This window comes from Bacillus sp. BB081 (assembly GCF_008368895.1).
GTDB lineage: Bacteria > Bacillota > Bacilli > Bacillales > Bacillaceae_G > Bacillus_A > Bacillus_A wiedmannii.
Genome location: NZ_QOZX01000069.1, coordinates 1 through 18716 on the forward strand (window position 1 = coordinate 1; position 18716 = coordinate 18716).

Consider the following 18716-nt stretch of genomic DNA (forward strand, 5'->3'; position numbering starts at 1 on the left):
GGGCGAAGAGTAAAAGATGTCCTTCTTCACTCGGATCAAGGAAGTATTTATACAGCAAAAGAATTTCAAGCGTATGCCAAAGAAAACGGCATTATCACCAGCATATCCCGGAGAGGAAATTGCCATGATAATGCCGTCATGGAAAGCTTCTTTGGTCATTTGAAAAGTGAAGCTTTCTATTCACAAGAGATAACAAAAGTATCCAACACAACTGTGCGAAAGATTGTGCTAGAATACATTCATTACTACAATTGTGTGCGAATTCAAGAAAAATTAAACCACCTATCCCCTAAAGAATTTAGGGAACAAGTGGTTTAGGTGTTTTGATTGGTGTCCCGTTTTCGGGGTTCACTTCAAATTTGGATCGGTGTTTTTTGTTTAAAAGATATTAAATACAGCATTTAATTGAAGTAAGCTAATAATAGCTAAGAAGATTAAACTATATTTCATCACTGTTTTAAATAGAGCAGATTCTTTACCAACTAGTCCAACTGCCGCACAAGCAACTGCTATGGATTGTGGTGAAACCATTTTTGCTATTGTGCCACCAACTACGTTTAATGAAACGAGAGTAGATGGTACGATGTTTAATTGATCGGCAGTTACTGCTTGAAGTGGTGCGAATAGTGAACCACTAGATACTACTGAACCAGTAATGAATACGCCAATCCATCCTAAGATTGGAGAAAGAATAGGAAATGCATTTCCAGTAGAAGAGAATGCAAGTCCAAGTGTAGATGACATACCAGAGTAGTTCTCTACGTAAGCTAAAGCGATAACGCTACAAATTGTATATACTGGAACCTTTAATTCTTTTATTGTTTCAATCATTAATTCTTTAATCATTTTGCCGTTTACACGGTAGACGATAAGTGAAACGATAATTGCTAATACAATCGCAGTAGTTGTAGAAGAGAATACATCTAGTTTGAAAATCGCTGCGAAAGGTGTATCAGCTTTTGTGATTGGTGCAGTTTTAATAACTTGATTATGAAGACCAGGGAATTGAATGTTAAATACTAAGTTTGCTAATGGACCATCCGGAGCAAATAAAGCTTTAATTGGTTTTAAATTAAAGATTGTTACGAATGCAGTTAAGAATATGAATGGAGACCAAGCATATAAAATTTGATTGAATGTATGAGATTCTTTTTCTTCTTGTTTTTCTTCTTTAGCAGAAGATTTTGGTTGCCAAACACGTAAGAATAATGCAAGAGCGACCATACTTACGACTGCTGCAAAAATATTAGTAAGTTCAGCGCCTAAGAAGTAAGTTACAACAAACTGAGTAATTGCGAAAGAAACACCACTTACAAGAATACCTTGCCAAGTTTCTTTAATGCCTTTAAATCCATCTACCATTGAAACAAGTAAGAACGGTAAAACAATACTAATGAATGGTAAAATAAGAACAGTTTGACGACCGACAGTTAATGCATCTATTCCAGTTAATTGTGCAGGTACTGTAACTGGAATACCCATAGCCCCCATAGCACCACCAGCGATATTAGCTACTAAGCAAATACCCGCTGCTTTTAATGGATTAAAGCCCATACCTACAAGTAATGCAGCTGTAATAGCAACCGGAACACCGAAACCAGCTGCGCCTTCTAAGAAAGCGCCGAAAGAATAAGCGATTAATAATACTTGTAAACGTTGATCATTTGTAATACTTGAAATACTATCACGAATGACATTGAATTGTTCTGTTTTAACAGTTAATTTGTAAAGGAAGATAGCTGCGATAACGATAGTACAAATTGGATAAAATCCAGATAAAACACCAAATCCGGCAGATGCTACCGCTGCAGTTGTAGGCATTTTATAAACAAATATAGCAAGAATAATAGCAACAATTACACTGTAAAGACCAGCCATGTAACCTTTCATTTTGAATCCCACTAAACAAATAATGAAGCAGAAAATTGGAAGTGCTGCGATTAGTGCAGATAACCAAATATTGTTTAATGGGTCATAAATTTGTGTCCAAGTACTCATAATAATGACAACTCCTATCTATTTTATGTGAAGAAATTCACATTATTTGTGAAACTATTCACAATCAACTTACATGCTTAGTATATTCTCCTTCAACACTATTGTCAACGTAAAAAAGTATAATTATTCCATAATAGTGTTAAAAGAAATGCTTTGTTCATAAAGTGGACAAAAAAGCGCACTCAAATGGATTTGAGTGCGCTTTTTGAAGTTATTTCCATATTGTTTTGTCTGTTCATATATCATTGATTCCATATGTTAGATGAAGTCTTTGCATTAAGTATATAGGATGTTGGAATAGTTGAAATTTGATAGGTGTCACATTCTGGTCCGAGTTGATCTAGTAAGAAAGAGAAAGCAAATGCATTTAATAGTAAGTTTTGAATAACAGTCTGAGCAAGTACAATACGAATTAAAACAACAATAAATTAATTTTTAATATTATATTATTTTTTTACTGAAAATTCCTTTTATCGTAACAAAGAGGTTAAATATAACCCAAATACGTTACGATAGGTTATCAATTATAGACGGTATTTTACAATATCATTACTGCACGTTGCGATGAGGTGAAAATATAACAAAAAGCCTGATAAAACAACGTTTGCAAGCAAAGTATTTGCAGCTCGTTGTTTTGCTTTTTCGTTATATCATATAGTATAATATTCAAAATCAGCAAGGAATTTTTCCTGAGCTCTTTGCTGGTTAAGGTGGAAAAAATTTTCAGCTTTATAGGTTGATAAAGTTATGTCGTAACAGGAAATATAAGAACAGATATATAAATAAATAAAAAGAAAATAAAAACGAAAATGAGGGGAACTTTATGAGCCAAAATCAATTCGAATGTCGTATTTCAGAAGAAGATGTACAAATGTTAAGAGCGTTAGCGCATCCGTTGCGTCTACGTCTAGTAATGGAACTAATGCAACGTGGGACTTGTAATGTAACACAATTACAGGAAGTATTAGAAATTCCACAATCAACAGTTTCGCAACATTTAACGAAATTAAAACAAAATAAAGTAGTGCGCTTTGAAAGACGAGGATTAGAAGTGTATTATCAAATTCATAATGATAAAGTAAGTGAAGTTGTAAAAACATTATTTTCTTAAAATTTGAATATTATGGAAAAAGACGTGTGGAATATACGTCTTTTTTTATTTGTCAGAAAGGTAATAGGAGAGAAAATGTTAGCAGGAAAGGAAGAAAAGGCTATCCATTAAAATGCTGCTATATGGAATATATTCTAAAGGGGAAAGAAAAGATAGAAAGGAGTGTAGTAAGTAAAAGGAGGAATAGTAGTATGGATGTAAAACGTGTGAAACAAATTTTATCTTCTTCAAGTAGCATTGACGTTACATATGAGGGCGTCCCAGTATGGATTGAGAGCTGTGACGAGCAGAGTGGGGTTGCTCAAGTGTATGATGTATCTAATCCTGGAGAAAGCGTTCACGTGAACGTGACGGCTTTAGAGGAGAAATGATAAAAAAGACGCTTCTAATTTTAGAAGCGTCTTTTCGAGTGTTATTCCATCATACTCGCAACTTTTTTAGAGAAGAGAAGGAGTACAAGTCCTAAGACGATAACGATAATACCGATACTTGCAAATACTTCAAGGTAGCCTAATGATTGTGTAAAGGAAGCAAGTTTACCTGCTAACCAGTTAGCCATACCCGTACCAGCTAACCATACCCCCATTAGTAATGATGCTAATTTTACAGGAGCGATTGCACTTACCATTGATAGACCGATTGGTGATAAGAATAATTCACCAATTGTATGGAAGAGATAAGTGATAACGATGAATAATAAGTTCGCTTTTACAGTTATATCTGCTTCACTACTTCCAGTTTTTAGAACTGCTAATGTTAAAACAAGGTAACCTATACCTAGTAAAATCATACCTAATGCCATTTTTGTTGGTACTTTTAAATCACCGCGTTTTGTTTTAGAAAGTTTTAACCATAGCATAGATACGAATGGTGCAAGTAGTACGATGAATGCTGGGTTAACTGATTGGAACCAAGATGTTGGAACTTCCCAACCGAAAATTGTACGATCAACAAATTTATTTGTATAAAGTGTTAGAGAACTACCAGCTTGTTCAAATCCTGCCCAGAAGAACACTACGAAACAAGTTAAAATTACAATTGCCCAAGTACGATTTTTCTCTTGTTTTGTTAAAGGTTTCTTTTCAACTGCAGGTTGATTTTTTGACTTTTTACCGACAACTGTTGTTCCTGCTTTACCAAGGTAACGAGGAGCTAATAAGTTGAAAACAATTTGTCCAATAATCATACCGATACAAGCTGCTAAGAATCCATATTTATATCCCATTACTATAACGCCATTAGCGCTTGTTTTAAAGAAATCTTCTGCTAAAAATCCACAAATAAGTGGAGCAAAGAAAGCACCTACGTTAATACCCATATAGAAGATAGTAAATGCACTGTCACGACGTGAATCATTTTTACCATACAATTCACCTAACAGTGTAGAAATATTTGGTTTGAAGAATCCATTACCAATAACTAATAGTATTAATCCAAGGAATAGTCCTGTTTTTGTATTCATTGAGAATAGTACAAAGTTACCGATTGCCATAATAATTCCGCCGAGAGTAATGGCATGACGTCTTGTGATATAATGATCTGTTAGCCATCCGCCTATAATTGGCATGAAATATACTGCCGCTGTAAAAGTACCATATAATTGTACTGCGACTGCCTTATCAAATCCTAACCCACCACTAACAGCAGCAGTTGTTAAATAAAGAACTAAAAGGCCACGCATTCCATAATAACTAAATCTTTCCCACATTTCTGTTAAGAACAACAAGTACAACCCTGGTGGATGTTTTTTTGGTGATTGTTGCTCTCCAGCTTTGTCTAATTTTAAAGCTGCATCCATTTTTGTTTCCCCCTAATCCTGTATAACGGATATTTATGTAATCATTTTAATTTACAAAATATTTAGAAGTCAATAGAATTATATGGAAATAGAAAGAAAATTTCTAAAAAAGTTCTATTTTACTTCGACCGTTACTGTATTTTGCCCTGAAAACGAGATGATAAGCGTTTTCAAATGTAATAATTGAATTCTAAAAGAAAATAAAATAGTGACTAATCAGAAAATTTAGATTAAAATATTTATTCTGATATAGAGAAAATATATTTTATTTACTTTTATAATATAACATATTGGGAATAAAAATACAAAACGAAATAATGTGACATTTAAGTGGATTGAAAAATAACCAGCTCCATAGAAGGGGAGCTGGTTAGGGAAATATTATTTAACAAAGCGTTTTTCGATATCATCTAATAGTAGGTTAGCAGCCATTACACCACCAGCTGTATTCCAAATAACGTCGTCAACTTTGTATGCTTTACCATTTTTCACTGCATTTAAGTTTTTAAATAGAGGGTCATTGATATATTCTTTTTCTAATTCAGATCCTTTTTTCTCGTTTCCTTTATCGAATGTGAAGTAGAATAATACATCGCCATCCATTGCAGAAATACGTTCTTTAGATACGTTACGCTCTGCAAAGTCATCTTTATTTTGATCACCAGGACGTTTAAATCCAAGTTCTTTTAAAATAACACCAGAGAATGTATCACCGTGATAAATACGAACATCACCAGGCATGAAGCGAACCATAGAGATTTCTTGATTTACTTTATCGCCTAGTTTGGCTTTTAAATCTTTCATACGTGTATCGTAATCAGTTAAAACCTTTTGCCCCTCTTTTTCTTTATTTAATGCTTTTGCATAAAATTTGAAGTTATCTTTCCATTCACCGCGTAATGTTTCAGAGAACACAGTAGGTGCAATTGCTGTTAGTTGCTCGTACACTTTTTCGTGACGCATTTTGTTACCGATAATTAAGTCTGGTTTTAAAGAAGCGATTGTTTCCACGTTCACTTGTCCTTCATCACCAACAACTTTTACATCTTTCATTTTATCTTTAATATGTGGATACCATGGGTCACCAGTCCAAGATTTTACAGCTCCAACTGGTTTCACACCTAGTTCAAGTAAAGCTTCAGTTCCTTCGTTTGTTAAAATGACTACACGTTTTGGATTAGCAGGAACTTCTGTTTTACCCATTTCATGTTCCACAGTGATCATTTCTTTTTTCGTATTTTCTTTTGATTCTTCTTTCGTATTTGACTTTCCACAAGCACTTAAAAGTAATGAAAAGGCTAGTAAAAATACAAATATTGTAAACGATTTCTTTTGCATGAATTTCATTATGTACCCCCTACATACTGAGAAGTTTTTTCAATAGCAAGCATGATATTAAGCTTTTATCTTTTGATTGTCAATACATATGGTTGAAAATAATTCTCATTTCCGTTGACAATGCGAATTAAGTTGAAATACACTTACAACGTATCATTATACATTGAAGGGGAAACGCTGCATGTTATTAAAAACAAATCAAGCAAAATGGATTGGATTATTTGTTGGAATCATTGCAGTCGTTATTTGTATTTGGGGAAGTATTATTTTCGGATATACAAATACGAGTTGGAAATTAGCGTTAGATGCTTTTTTTCATTTTAATGGTTCCAATGAACATATTATTATTCAAAATGTGCGTCTACCAAGGGCATTAATTGCAGCTAGTGTTGGTGCTAGTTTAGCCATTGCCGGTTGTCTTATGCAAACTTTAACGAAGAATCCACTTGCTTCTCCAGACTTTATTGGATTAAATTCAGGTGCTGCTTTCTTCATAGTTGTAGCAATTGTTATTTTTTCCGTGACATCATTATCAGCTTTCACGTGGATTGCATTTTTAGGGGCAGCAATTGCAGCTGTACTTGTATTTGCTTCTAGTTCTTTAGGAAAAGAAGGGACAACGCCTCTTAAGTTAACATTAGCAGGGGTCGCAATTAGTGCGTTATTTTCATCATTAACACAAGGATTACTTGTGTTAAATGAAAAGGCGCTTGAAGAAGTATTATTTTGGCTTGCCGGATCTGTGCAAGGAAGAAAGTTAGAAATTTTACAATCTGTATTCCCATATTTATTAATAGGCTGGATTGCATCTATTATGATGGCAGGGAAAGTAAATACATTGATGATGGGAGAAGACGTCGCGAAAGGGCTTGGACAACGAACAATTTTAATGAAATCATTCGTGTTACTTATTATTGTCCTGTTGTCTGGTGGTTCAGTTGCGGTTGCTGGTCCAATTGGATTTATTGGAATTATTATCCCGCATTTTGCTAGATTTCTTGTTGGAGTAGATCATAGATGGAGAGTACCGTATAGTGGCCTGTTAGGTGCAATACTACTAATCTTGGCTGATATAGCAGCAAGATATGTCATTATGCCACAAGAAGTACCAGTAGGGGTTATGACAGCATTTATTGGTGCACCGTTCTTTATTTATATTGCACGTAAGAGAGGGCTTAGCAAATGAAGAAGTATATTCCGTTTCGTATAGGAAAAGGCGGGCTCTCGTTTTTAATGTATAAACGAGCTTGTCTCGTCTTATTCAGTTTACTAGTTGTTTTAATAGGATTATTTTTTGCGAGTGCAGGTATGGGAGACATGAAAATTGCTCCTTATGATGTATGGCAAGCGATTACTGGAAATGGCGATGCGATGTCCAATATGGTTGTAAATAAGTTTCGTATGCCGCGTATTTTAATTGCCATCCTTGTAGGAATCGCACTTGCTGTAGCAGGATGTATTTTACAAGGTCTCGTTCGAAATCCACTGGCTTCTCCTGATATCATCGGGATTACAGGTGGTGCAAGTGTTGCAGTTGTATTATTTTTAGCTATATTTAGTGATAAAAATAATGCGCTAACTGTAAGCATTCATTATATGCCGTTAGCAGCCTTTGCTGGGGCAACGATTGTAGCGCTTTTTGTATATTTATTTGCATGGAGAAATGATGGGTTATCACCAATTAGTCTTGTTTTAATTGGTGTTGGGTTTTGGGCATTAACGAAAGCGGCAACGACGTTGTTTATGTTGTTAGCGCCAATTTATCAAGCGAGTCAAGCGAATGTATGGATTACAGGTACTGTTTACGGTTCTTCATGGCAAAACGTTATGGTGCTTGCGCCGTGGGTTCTCATTTTAACGGTAGTATCATTTATAGCTGCTAGACATTTAAATGCGCAAGAGCTAGGGGATGATATTGCGGTAGGACTTGGTGTTCCTTTAACGAAGTCACGCGTATTCATGTTATTACTGAGTACAGCTTTAATTGGTGGCGCGGTTGCCTTCGCCGGAGGAATTGGATTTGTCGGTTTAATGGCACCTCACATTTCACGAAGACTAGTTGGTTCTTTATACGGTGCATTACTCCCAGTTGCAGCAATTGTTGGTGCAATTTTAGTGCTCGCAGCAGATTTAATTGGGCGTACAGTTTTTACCCCACTTGAAATTCCAGCAGGGGTATTTACATCAGCAATTGGTGCACCTTATTTTATTTATTTACTTTATAAAAGTCGGAATTCATAAAGGGAGATGAATATGCAAAAAGCATTGGAGACGAAACGTTTGACGTTGTCTTACGGTGAAACAATTATTATTGATGAGTTGAATTTAGAAATTCCAAAAGGCGAAATTACAATCTTTATCGGTTCTAACGGTTGCGGGAAATCAACTTTATTACGTTCACTAGCTAGATTATTAAAGCCAACAACTGGTGACATTTTGTTAGATAATCAAGCCATTCAAAGTATGCAAACGAAGCAAATCGCTCGTCAAATGGCAATTTTACCGCAAGGACCGCAAGCGCCAGAAGGACTTACAGTATTGCAGCTTGTAAAGCAAGGACGTTATCCATATCAAACATGGCTGAAGCAATGGTCAGAAAAAGATGAAGAAATGGTACAAAAAGCACTTGCAGCAACAGGTATGACAGAATTTGCTGAGCGTGATGTGCATGCTCTTTCAGGTGGACAACGTCAACGTGCTTGGATTGCAATGACGCTTGCACAAGATACAGATATTATTTTATTGGATGAGCCTACTACATATTTAGATATGACTCACCAAATTGAAGTGCTAGATTTATTATTCGAATTAAATGAAACAGAACAAAGAACAATTGTTATGGTCTTACACGATTTAAATTTAGCATGCCGTTATGCAGATAATATTGTAGCCATTCAAGATAAACAAATATATGCACAAGGTAAGCCAGAAGAAGTAGTAGATGAGAAGCTAGTACGTGATGTATTCCGAATGGAATGTCAAATCAGTACGGATCCGTTATTTGGAACGCCACTTTGTATCCCGCATGGAAAAGGAAGACGTGTACGTAAAGAGGTTGCTCAGGCAATGAGATAATGAAAAAGACGATGAGGGTTCATCGTCTTTTTATTTTTGGCAAGAAAATAAGAGGAAGAGGGGAATTCGTAAACGTCGTTCATATTCTTCTGCGCTTTGAAAATAAGTTTGATCTGGTGTAGCTTCTTTTAAGTTTGTAATCGTAAATCCAGCTTGTTGTAACAATGTAAAATACTCTTCCGTTGTACGATGGTATTTAATAACTTCTTGCTCAATCCAAGGCTCAACGCGTTTTCCCATTTTAAAATAATCATCGACGAGCCAGCTTGTTCTTTTCCCGCTCGTTTGTAAGCTTTCAAATGAAGAGGTAATAATAGGATGTTGAACGCTAAAAGTAAAGGTTCCATTTGTTTTTAAAGTTTCGTACACATTACGAAAAATGATAGGAAGATGTTCAATATAATGTAAGGCGAGTCTAGATGTTACTAAATCAAAAGTAGCAGGAGGGTATGTGTAGTCTTTAAGGTTTAAAAAATGGACGGTGCCATTTTTATTTTCTAGCTGTTTTTTAGCTTTTTCATACATAAGTTCGGAGCCTTCAATACCAGTGTAAGAGTGGCAGCCTTTTTCTAATAACTCCTCACCGAATTTAGCGTCTCCGCAGCCTAAATCAAGGATTTGTTTTCCTTTCACATCATCAATGAGTTGAAAGAATGCTGGTTTTTCAAGTGACTCATTTGGGCTATTTTCTCGGTATCTTCGTTTCATATATTGTTTAAAAAATGCTTCGTTATTATATACATCAGATTCAGTAAATGCCATGATTGAAGCCCCCTTAAATATTTTTTTATTCTATCAAATATGAAAAGTAAATGATAGATTTCTTGTAATGAATCATTTATAATCTAGAACTGTAAGCGGTTACTTTAAACTATTTTTCTATAATAAATTCTGAAAACGTGTTAAGCTAGTAGAGGGATTATTAGAACTATTAAGACAATAATCCGCTTACATGAACGATGGGAGGCTTCACGATGTCTAGTAAAACACTTGCAAAATTTTTAGAGGAAAATTTAGAGGATTTAAAATCAAAGGGGCTTTATAACGTAATTGATCCGCTTGAGAGTTCAAATGGACCGATCATTACAATTGGCGGAAAAGAATATATTAACTTATCTTCAAACAACTATCTTGGATTAGCAACAGATAGCCGTTTGCAAGAAGCAGCAATTGGTGCAATTCATAAGTACGGCGTTGGAGCAGGAGCTGTTCGTACAATTAACGGTACTTTAGATTTGCATATTAAATTAGAAGAGACAATTGCAAAGTTTAAACATACAGAAGCAGCAATCGCTTACCAATCAGGATTTAACTGTAATATGGCAGCGATTTCAGCCGTTATGGATAAAAATGATGCGATTCTTTCAGACGAATTAAACCATGCTTCTATTATTGATGGTAGTCGTCTATCAAAAGCAAAAATTATTGTTTATAAACATTCTGATATGGAAGATTTACGCCAAAAAGCAATCGCAGCGAAAGAATCAGGTCTTTACAATAAATTAATGGTAATTACAGACGGTGTCTTCTCAATGGATGGAGATGTTGCAAAACTACCAGAGATTGTTGAGATTGCAGAAGAATTAGATTTAATGACATATGTAGACGATGCACACGGTTCAGGTGTACTTGGAAAAGGTGCAGGAACTGTAAAGCACTTCGGTCTATCTGATAGAGTTGATTTCCAAATTGGTACATTATCAAAAGCAATTGGGGTAATTGGTGGATATGTAGCAGGGAAACAAAACTTAATTGATTGGTTAAAAGTTCGTTCACGTCCATTCTTATTCTCTACAGCATTAACACCAGCTGATGCTGCAGCTTGCATGAGATCAATTGAAATCTTAATGGAAAGCACAGAGTTGCACGATCGTTTATGGGAAAATGGTCGCTATTTAAAAAAAGGGTTAAAAGAACTTGGCTTTAACATCGGAGAAAGTGAAACGCCAATTACACCTTGTATTATTGGTGACGAAGTATTAACACAAGAATTTAGTAAACGTCTAAATGAAGAAGGCGTATATGCAAAATCTATCGTGTTCCCAACTGTAGCTAAAGGAACAGGACGTGTTCGTAATATGCCAACAGCAGCTCATACGAAAGAAATGTTAGATGAAGCAATTCGTAAGTATGAAAAAGTAGGAAAAGAAATGGGCATCATTTAAGTAAGGGCATCTTTTGAATAGCTTGCAAATGAGGAGTGGGGAAAATGAAAAAAATTCTAGTAACCGGTTCTTTAGGGCAAATTGGTTCTGAACTAGTAATGAAACTTCGTGATGTATACGGCGCATCAAATGTTATTGCAACAGATATTCGTGAAACAGATAGTGAAGTAGTAACGTCTGGTCCATTTGAAACGTTAGATGTAACAGATGGACAAAAACTACATGATATCGCAAAGCGTAATGAAGTAGATACAATTATTCATCTAGCAGCTTTACTTTCAGCAACAGCAGAGAAAAATCCGTTATTTGCATGGAATTTAAATATGGGCGGACTTGTAAATGCATTAGAAGCAGCTCGTGAATTAAACTGTAAGTTTTTCACGCCAAGTTCTATCGGTGCATTTGGTCCATCAACGCCGAAAGATAATACGCCACAAGATACAATTCAACGTCCTACTACGATGTATGGGGTAAACAAAGTAGCAGGAGAATTACTATGTGATTATTATCATCAAAAGTTTGGCGTTGATACGCGCGGCGTACGTTTCCCTGGTTTAATTTCTTACGTAGCTCCTCCAGGAGGCGGAACAACTGATTATGCAGTTGAAATTTATTATGAGGCAATTAAAAAAGGCACATACACCTCATACATTGCAGAAGGAACATACATGGATATGATGTACATGCCAGATGCTTTACAAGCGATCATTTCATTAATGGAAGCTGATCCAAGTAAACTTGTGCATAGAAACGCGTTCAATATTACAGCAATGAGCTTTGAGCCAGAGCAAATCGCAGCATCAATTCGTAAACACATCCCGACGTTTACAATGGATTACGCTGTAGATCCTGCTCGTCAAACAATCGCCGATAGTTGGCCAAACTCTATTGATGCAACAGCAGCAATGAAAGAGTGGGGCTTTAAAGCAGAATACGATTTAGACAAAATGACAACTGACATGTTGGCTAAGTTAAAAAAAAAGCTCACAGCTGAGTTAGTGATAAATTAATAGGAAGGGTCGATTCTTAGGAATCGACCCTTTTATTTGTATTTTAGGAATATACAAATAATTACAAGTGTGATAGAATGAGCTAATTTGTGCATAAAGGGGAGAGATACAATGGAGAAATGGGAGTTAGCAAAGGGAATTTATAATACATCACGCTTAACAGGAACATTTAAACTTCGATCAGGACAAGTATCAAATCAATACTTTGATAAGTACTTATTTGAATCTAATCCAGTACTGTTATTAGAAATTGCTAAACAATTGAAAGAGCTCATTCCTCCTGATACAGAAGTACTCGCAGGTTTAGAAATGGGAGGAATTCCAGTAGCAACAGCATTATCTTTACAAACAGGTATACCAGTTGTATTTGTAAGAAAAGAAGCGAAAAAGTACGGTACATGTAAGTTAGCAGAAGGCGTTAGTACTGCTGGTAAAAACGTTTGTGTCGTTGAGGATGTTATTACGACAGGCGGTCAAATATTATTAAGCACGAAAGATTTAAGAGAATTAGGTGCGAAAGTCCATCATGTTCTAGGCGTGATTGAACGAACGAAAGAGGGAAAAGCAAACTTATTAAAAGATGGCTTACAGCTACATTCCTTATTTACAATGGATGAGTTAATTGAAGGAGAAAAGGAACATGCAAAGAGTTGACGTCGTATACGCACTAATACATGATGAAGAAACAGATAAAATATTAATGGTACATAATGTAGAACAAAACGTTTGGTCATTGCCAGGCGGGGCTGTTGAAAAGGGTGAAACGTTGGAGGAAGCTCTAGTAAGGGAAGTAAAAGAAGAGACAGGTTTAAAGGTTTTGGCAAGTGGACTTGTTGCGATCAATGAAAAATTCTTTGAAGAGTCAGGGAATCATGCGCTATTGTTTACATTCCGAGCAAATGTAGTAACAGGTGAACTTATTGCAGAAGATGAAGATGAAATTTCCGCAATAGAGTGGGTGGACCGAGCAATTGCAAATGAACGATTCCCATTCTACGATGGCGGATTCGAGGCATTATTAGAAGTAGCTATTCCATACAAGTTTCAACCAGAAACAAAGTGATTGAAAGAAAAAAACAGGAGCGACAACGCTCCTGTTTTTCTATTCAATCGTCTTCAGTAATAACTTTTTCAATAGTGGTTTAATCTTCAGACGTAAATCTTCAGCATGATTTGCAACTAAGAAGTGATGGTTATAAATGTTCTTCATTAATTGATAAGTTGCTTCTTTTGCTTCGCCTTCTTCGATGAAGATTCCGATTACTTCCATACCACTTTTACGAGCAAGTTTGACAGCTTCATGCGTATCTAAAATACCGTCTTGTTGATAGTCTAGCGCAGAAGGCTCACCGTCTGTAAACACAAGTAAGAATTTATGTTTTTCTGGTCTTTTTGCAAGCTTTTCAGAAACGATACGAATAATATATCCGTCGCGGTTATCTTCTTCTTCGCGAAGCTGCATAATTTCTGGACCGACGTTTGGTAACGTTGAGTTTTTATACGTTACAACTTCATGGATAACGTTTGGCTTATCTTCAGGCTTAGCACTAGAAGCATCTTCCCAAAATCCGCTAATAGCGTGCGGGATTTTTAAAGATTTCAACGCTTCATGGAATAGGACCACACTTTTTTTCGTTTCTTCCATTTTGTTATACATAGAACCAGAGCAGTCCACTAGTAGTTGGAATGCAACGTCAAGTTCTTGTGATTCTTGTCCTTTTTTATAAAACATGCGCGGCTGCTTTTCAGTATAAATACGAAGGAATTTCTTACGAAGTCTTCCGTAATATTTATCACTATTTGCATTCGTTTTATTTTCAATCGTTTTTTCAATAATTTTCTTTAATTCTTTTACATCTTTATTAACGACTGATTTGATAGCTTGGTAATCCTTTTTCTCATCAGGATTTGATTTACGAGCTTCTTTAAATGTATGAGAAGCACCAACGTTATACTTACCGTATGCACCATCATTTTGACTAGAAGCGTGAGAAGCTCTTGCTTCCTCTGTATCAGCACCATCAAAGTTGGATTGTGTACTTTTTTGAGAAGTACCTTGTACAGAGCCAAGTGCTTGGTCACCATCTTCTGATTCGCGAGCAGTGTCACCCATCATATTTGTTTTTGTTCCGCTTTCTAATTCAAAACGTAAAAAGTTCTCATTTTCATTGTTTTTATTTTCACGGTGCCATGTAGAGAAGCTTTCATCCATTTTGTTTTTATTTTCATCGTCATCTATGAGTTGCGTATCATCATTTGCTAAATCTTCGACGCGACAGTTTTTTTCGTCTGCAATGACAGATAAATAAAGCGGTGCATGTCCGAAATAATTGTTAAGCATATCACTTTCAAGAAGCTCCTCTAAACGATAGCGAATTTTCTCAACGATATACATAATATCTTCCGTATTACGGGCTTGGAATGTTTCATGCAGAATAGCTTCAATTTGCTCGAAATATTCATTATTAAACATTTCATATTTATCACTCGTTAATGAAAGATAGCATAGACAAAATAGACGATCACCGTGATAGTTACGAACTCGATTGATTTCATTTTGTGAGCTAAAGTAATTGCGATACATTTCTTTTCTTCTTTTAAAAACATGCTTTGTGCCAGGGCGTAAGTTTTTTACGATTTCCTCAACACGTAAATCTTCTAATAGAACAAATAATTGTGTTAAAAACTTTTTTAAGGGTGATTCTTGTAATTCAATCGCATAAGAACGAATTAAAGTCATGTCCGAGTAATGTTTATTACCAAGTGCTTTTAAAAACACTTCGCTTTTTAATCCGATTACTGTATCCTCTTCTTTTCGATCATCCCAAAAGTGACTAATGACAACCTTTTTTTCAATTTCGTCGTAGTATGCTTTATAGCCATACTCAAGGTAGGCATCATCTTCTTTGAGAAGGGCATACATTAAGTTTTCCATTTGTAGAAACAGCGACGCATCAATTTTTTTGTCACTAAAAATTTGTCTCATGAATTATCCCTCAAAGAAATAACTTTCTGCTAATTCACGGACAGTCATTTGTTCTGTTTCATCGTTTAATTTTGCGATAATACTACGTTCAATTGCACGCATAACAGGAATATATACACCTAAATCACATGCGTCGATAATGCCACGAATACTTGCTGCTTCTTCACTTACACGTCCATCACGAGCTAAAGGCATAAGATCGCTTGCAAATGCAACGAACTTTTCAATTGTTGCAACATCATTTAATTTTGATTCAGATAGTAATAGTTCTTTTAATGTGTCACCTTGAATGTATGGAACTTCAATAATAACGAAACGGTTTTTTAATGCTTCGTTTAGTTCACTTGTTCCAACGTAACCTTCATTAATTGCTGCAATTACACGATACTCGTCATCGCCATATACAACCTCTTGTGTAAATGGATTTGTAATCATTTTACGGTAATCTAATGCACCGTGAAGAAGTGGTAACGTTTCAGGTTTTGCCATATTGATTTCATCAATATATAGGAAATGCCCGTTCTTCATTGCTTTCATAAGAGGGCCGTTAACGAATGTAACTTCAGATGCGCCATCTTTCGTTTGTAGTGTGTTGTATCCTAAAATACCTTCTACATCTAGGTCAACAGAACAGTTAATGCTATGCATTGGTTTTTGGAATAAAGAAGAAAGAGTTTCAGCTAGTACTGTTTTACCACTACCAGTCGGCCCTTTTAATAGAATGTTTTTGCCAAGAAGAAGCGCTGTAATAGCATCTTCAATAATGCTGTTATCAGATGCTTTATATATTTTCTTTCCAATTAAATGTGCGTTTTCACCAGCTTCTTGTTTATTTTTTTCGTGAATGGTTGAGAGTTGTTGTTTTAAATCAGAATGTATATGAAATTGTTCTAACATGTATTTCCCACCTAACATTATTTTCATAAAGTAATACATCTTATGATAACTTGTTTTAATATGGTATGCAAAGAAAAGGAGAGAGGGGAAATGGAAAAGAAAAAGCAATCAATAGTACATTGATTGCTTACAGTAAAGGAGAAATGAGTCGCATGAAAGACTCTAATATTCGTTTTTTGATACTTCTTTTTTGGAATGCGTTCCATTTAATTTCAGTGGAATGCTTAAAGTCGTCTTCAAAATCATGTTTAATATTATGAACGGTTTCTGATTCATATAGTACGCTAATAAGTTCATAATTTAATTCAAAGCTGCGTACGTCCATATTTGCCGTTCCAATTGTCGCGATCTTATCATCAACGAGTACAATTTTTGCATGCATAAAACCATCTTTATAACTATAAATGGAAGCACCAGCTTTTAAAAGCGGAGTGAAGTAGGACTGAGATGCTTGATCACTAATAATACTATCACTTTTACCAGGATATAAAATGCGTACATCTATGCCAGATATTGCACTTAAACGTAATAATGTTAAAGTTTCTTGATCTGGAATAAAGTAAGGTGTAGCGATCCAAATCGATTTTTTTGCAGATCCCATAACAGCTAATAATGTATTGCGAATGCTTTTATCATCTGAGCTAGGCCCGCTGGCTACAATTTGCACAGCACCTTCTGCACTTGAAATTTCTTTACCTGGGAAGTATTGTCTATTCATAAATTGATCCCAAGAATAAGTATTCAATCCACTAGAGGCATAGAGCCAATCTTCTAGAAAAATTGCTTGTAATTTATATAACGCTTTTCCTTCTATTTTTAAATGACTATCACGCCAAACGGGAAATTTTTTTGAACGGCCAAGATATTCATCACCGACGTTGAGTCCACCAGTAAAACCGATTTCTCCATCTACAATAACGATTTTTCGATGGTTACGATAATTGACAGTTTCAAGTAACCAAGCTGAAAAAATAGGGTCAAATTCTACAATTTCAATACCAGCTTCTTTCATAGGTTTTAAAAAGCGTCTTCTTAACGTATTACTTCCGAGTCCATCATAAAGAAAGCGTACAATAACACCAGATTTTGCTTTTTTTATTAAAGCATCTCGAACTTTCGTACCAATCTCATCAGATTTATAAATATAGTATTGAATATGTATGTGATGTTTTGCTTGCTCGATAGCTTGCAAAATTTCTGAGAATGTTTGATCTCCGTTTGTTAAAAGCTTTGTAGTTGTTCTATCTGCGGCAGGCCCGCCTCCAAATTTTTGTACGACTTCTGTTAAATGGGCAGAGCGTTCACTTAATGGGACTTTGAGTGATAACTCTAGTCGTCTTCCTTCTAATATTTCACGGAATAATTTTCTTTGTTCTTCTGAACGATGTAGATGTTTTTTCCTTCTCCAACGGCTACGACCGAAAATAGAGTATAAAAGCACACCTACAACAGGAAGAAGTGCTAATACTAAAAACCACGCTAAGGTGCTTTGAGGAGATCTATTTTCGATGAAAATAACGAATGAAATTCCTACGATTGTAATAGACCATAGGGCACCGACAAATGTATATAAAGAAATAAACGATGTATTTAATAGGAAAAGAACGATAGATATAATTGTAAATATTAATAGTAATTGAACGATAGGCTTTTTCATTTCTATAAAATTCCTCTAATCTTTCTTAAATATAGACTTCTTATATAAAAGGTATAATCCGACATTCTTATTATAAAGTGTTTTGTGTTTTTTACAAAATATAGACATTTTCCCCATGCTTTCCGCATTTGTCCTACATACAGTATATTGTTACGTTATTATCCTGCTATTTGCTGGTTAATAAACAGTGTAGGGGGGACAAAACATTTGTCCTTTATATAGGAACGGGGATAACCATATCATGGATTTGTAACAGGTGCATGATGAAGCCGAGGATATGGTTATTCGTATTATACGGATTCTTCTTATTATATAGGTTACTAACAAAGTCCGTACTATTCATACAATACCTATTAAGATGAGAAAATGGAAAAGGAGAGGGGAATAATGAATTATATAGAAAATAACGGATTGTATTATCGTCATAATCATGGAGGTCACCATCATAATGGCGGGCATAACCACCATGGAGGGCACAATCACTATGATCATCACCACCATCACGGAGGTGGATGGGGCTGGGGTGGCGGCTCATGGGGCGGTGGATTCTTCCCAGGAAGCTACGCTGGAGGCGTGTTAGGTGGACTTACAGCTGGCGCATTAACGGGTGCAGCAAGTGGAGGCTACTATCCAGCACCGTACCCAGTAACTTATCCAGCGCCATACCCAGCACCAGATCCA

Annotated in this window: 18 protein-coding genes; 11 read left to right on the forward strand and 7 right to left on the reverse strand. The window is 35.6% G+C overall.

Going from position 1 to position 18716, the window contains the following annotated elements; genetic code table 11:
• Positions 1–318: IS3 family transposase (locus tag DN394_RS23410; RefSeq protein WP_149294292.1), on the forward strand; the 318-nt coding region annotated here is incomplete at its 5' end.
• Positions 319–378: 60 nt separating this feature from the next.
• On the opposite strand, the gene DN394_RS23415 is transcribed toward DN394_RS23410, so the two are convergent.
• Positions 379–1998 (reverse strand): L-lactate permease, encoded by a 1620-nt coding sequence (locus DN394_RS23415; protein WP_046957351.1) that lies wholly within the window; start codon positions 1996–1998, stop codon positions 379–381.
• A gap of 823 nt (positions 1999–2821) precedes the next feature.
• Here DN394_RS23415 and DN394_RS23420 point away from each other — a divergent pair.
• Together DN394_RS23420 and DN394_RS23425 are read left to right on the forward strand one after the other, a co-directional pair.
• Positions 2822–3109 (forward strand): ArsR/SmtB family transcription factor, encoded by a 288-nt coding sequence (locus DN394_RS23420; RefSeq protein WP_000081429.1) that lies wholly within the window; start codon positions 2822–2824, stop codon positions 3107–3109.
• Positions 3110–3300: 191 nt separating this feature from the next.
• The gene (locus DN394_RS23425) at positions 3301–3480 is read left to right on the forward strand and encodes an acid-soluble spore protein H (RefSeq protein WP_000382688.1); all 180 of its coding nucleotides are present in this window, start codon (positions 3301–3303) and stop codon (positions 3478–3480) included.
• Between the two features lie 41 nt (positions 3481–3521).
• Here the strand turns inward: DN394_RS23425 and DN394_RS23430 are convergent, their stop codons facing one another.
• Positions 3522–4907 carry a peptide MFS transporter gene (locus DN394_RS23430; RefSeq protein WP_046957350.1) on the reverse strand — a complete coding sequence of 462 codons (1386 nt, stop codon included), beginning with the start codon at positions 4905–4907 and terminating at the stop codon, positions 3522–3524.
• Between the two features lie 381 nt (positions 4908–5288).
• Positions 5289–6254: an ABC transporter substrate-binding protein gene (locus DN394_RS23435; RefSeq protein ID WP_149294293.1), complete on the reverse strand. Its 966-nt coding sequence runs from the start codon at positions 6252–6254 to the stop codon at positions 5289–5291.
• Between the two features lie 172 nt (positions 6255–6426).
• On the opposite strand from DN394_RS23435, the gene DN394_RS23440 reads away from it, so the two are divergent.
• From DN394_RS23440 to DN394_RS23450, 3 genes are read left to right on the forward strand one after another with little or no spacing between them, the layout of a single operon-like run.
• Entirely contained in the window at positions 6427–7431 is a 1005-nt protein-coding gene (locus DN394_RS23440) for a FecCD family ABC transporter permease (RefSeq protein WP_000925210.1), read from the forward strand.
• Entirely contained in the window at positions 7428–8486 is a 1059-nt protein-coding gene (locus DN394_RS23445; protein WP_149294294.1) for a FecCD family ABC transporter permease, read from the forward strand. The genes DN394_RS23440 and DN394_RS23445 overlap by 4 nt, the downstream gene beginning before the upstream one ends.
• Positions 8487–8498: 12 nt before the next feature.
• Positions 8499–9320: an ABC transporter ATP-binding protein gene (locus tag DN394_RS23450; protein WP_001167960.1), complete on the forward strand. Its 822-nt coding sequence runs from the start codon at positions 8499–8501 to the stop codon at positions 9318–9320.
• A gap of 30 nt (positions 9321–9350) precedes the next feature.
• On the opposite strand, the gene DN394_RS23455 is transcribed toward DN394_RS23450, so the two are convergent.
• A complete protein-coding gene (locus tag DN394_RS23455; RefSeq protein ID WP_046957347.1) occupies positions 9351–10082 on the reverse strand; it encodes a class I SAM-dependent methyltransferase in 732 nt (243 codons plus the stop codon).
• 212 nt (positions 10083–10294) lie between these two features.
• Here DN394_RS23455 and DN394_RS23460 point away from each other — a divergent pair, with 212 nt between their 5' ends.
• The 4 genes from DN394_RS23460 to DN394_RS23475 all read left to right on the forward strand — a co-directional run bounded on the left by DN394_RS23460 (position 10295) and on the right by DN394_RS23475 (position 13558).
• Entirely contained in the window at positions 10295–11485 is a 1191-nt protein-coding gene (locus DN394_RS23460) for a glycine C-acetyltransferase (protein ID WP_097917722.1), read from the forward strand.
• Positions 11486–11529: 44 nt separating this feature from the next.
• On the forward strand, positions 11530–12495 hold the full coding sequence (locus tag DN394_RS23465) for an L-threonine 3-dehydrogenase (RefSeq protein WP_000723138.1): 966 nt from the start codon (positions 11530–11532) through the stop codon (positions 12493–12495).
• A 111-nt stretch (positions 12496–12606) separates the two neighbouring features.
• Positions 12607–13149, forward strand: coding sequence for an orotate phosphoribosyltransferase (pyrE, locus tag DN394_RS23470; RefSeq protein ID WP_046957344.1), 543 nt, complete (start codon positions 12607–12609; stop codon positions 13147–13149).
• Complete coding sequence (locus DN394_RS23475; RefSeq protein ID WP_046957343.1) at positions 13136–13558, forward strand: NUDIX hydrolase; 423 nt, start codon at positions 13136–13138, stop codon at positions 13556–13558. Before pyrE ends, DN394_RS23475 begins: the two co-directional genes overlap by 14 nt.
• A 39-nt stretch (positions 13559–13597) precedes the next feature.
• Here the strand turns inward: DN394_RS23475 and DN394_RS23480 are convergent, their stop codons facing one another.
• From DN394_RS23480 to DN394_RS23490, 3 genes are all read right to left on the reverse strand, one after another.
• The gene (locus DN394_RS23480) at positions 13598–15481 is read right to left on the reverse strand and encodes a vWA domain-containing protein (protein ID WP_046957342.1); all 1884 of its coding nucleotides are present in this window, start codon (positions 15479–15481) and stop codon (positions 13598–13600) included.
• 3 nt (positions 15482–15484) lie between these two features.
• Positions 15485–16378 carry an ATP-binding protein gene (locus DN394_RS23485; protein ID WP_000892986.1) on the reverse strand — a complete coding sequence of 298 codons (894 nt, stop codon included), beginning with the start codon at positions 16376–16378 and terminating at the stop codon, positions 15485–15487.
• A gap of 127 nt (positions 16379–16505) precedes the next feature.
• Positions 16506–18035: a cardiolipin synthase gene (locus tag DN394_RS23490; RefSeq protein WP_098110445.1), complete on the reverse strand. Its 1530-nt coding sequence runs from the start codon at positions 18033–18035 to the stop codon at positions 16506–16508.
• A gap of 387 nt (positions 18036–18422) precedes the next feature.
• On the opposite strand from DN394_RS23490, the gene DN394_RS23495 reads away from it, so the two are divergent.
• Positions 18423–18716: cobalt transporter (locus tag DN394_RS23495; protein WP_149294295.1), on the forward strand; the 294-nt coding region annotated here is incomplete at its 3' end.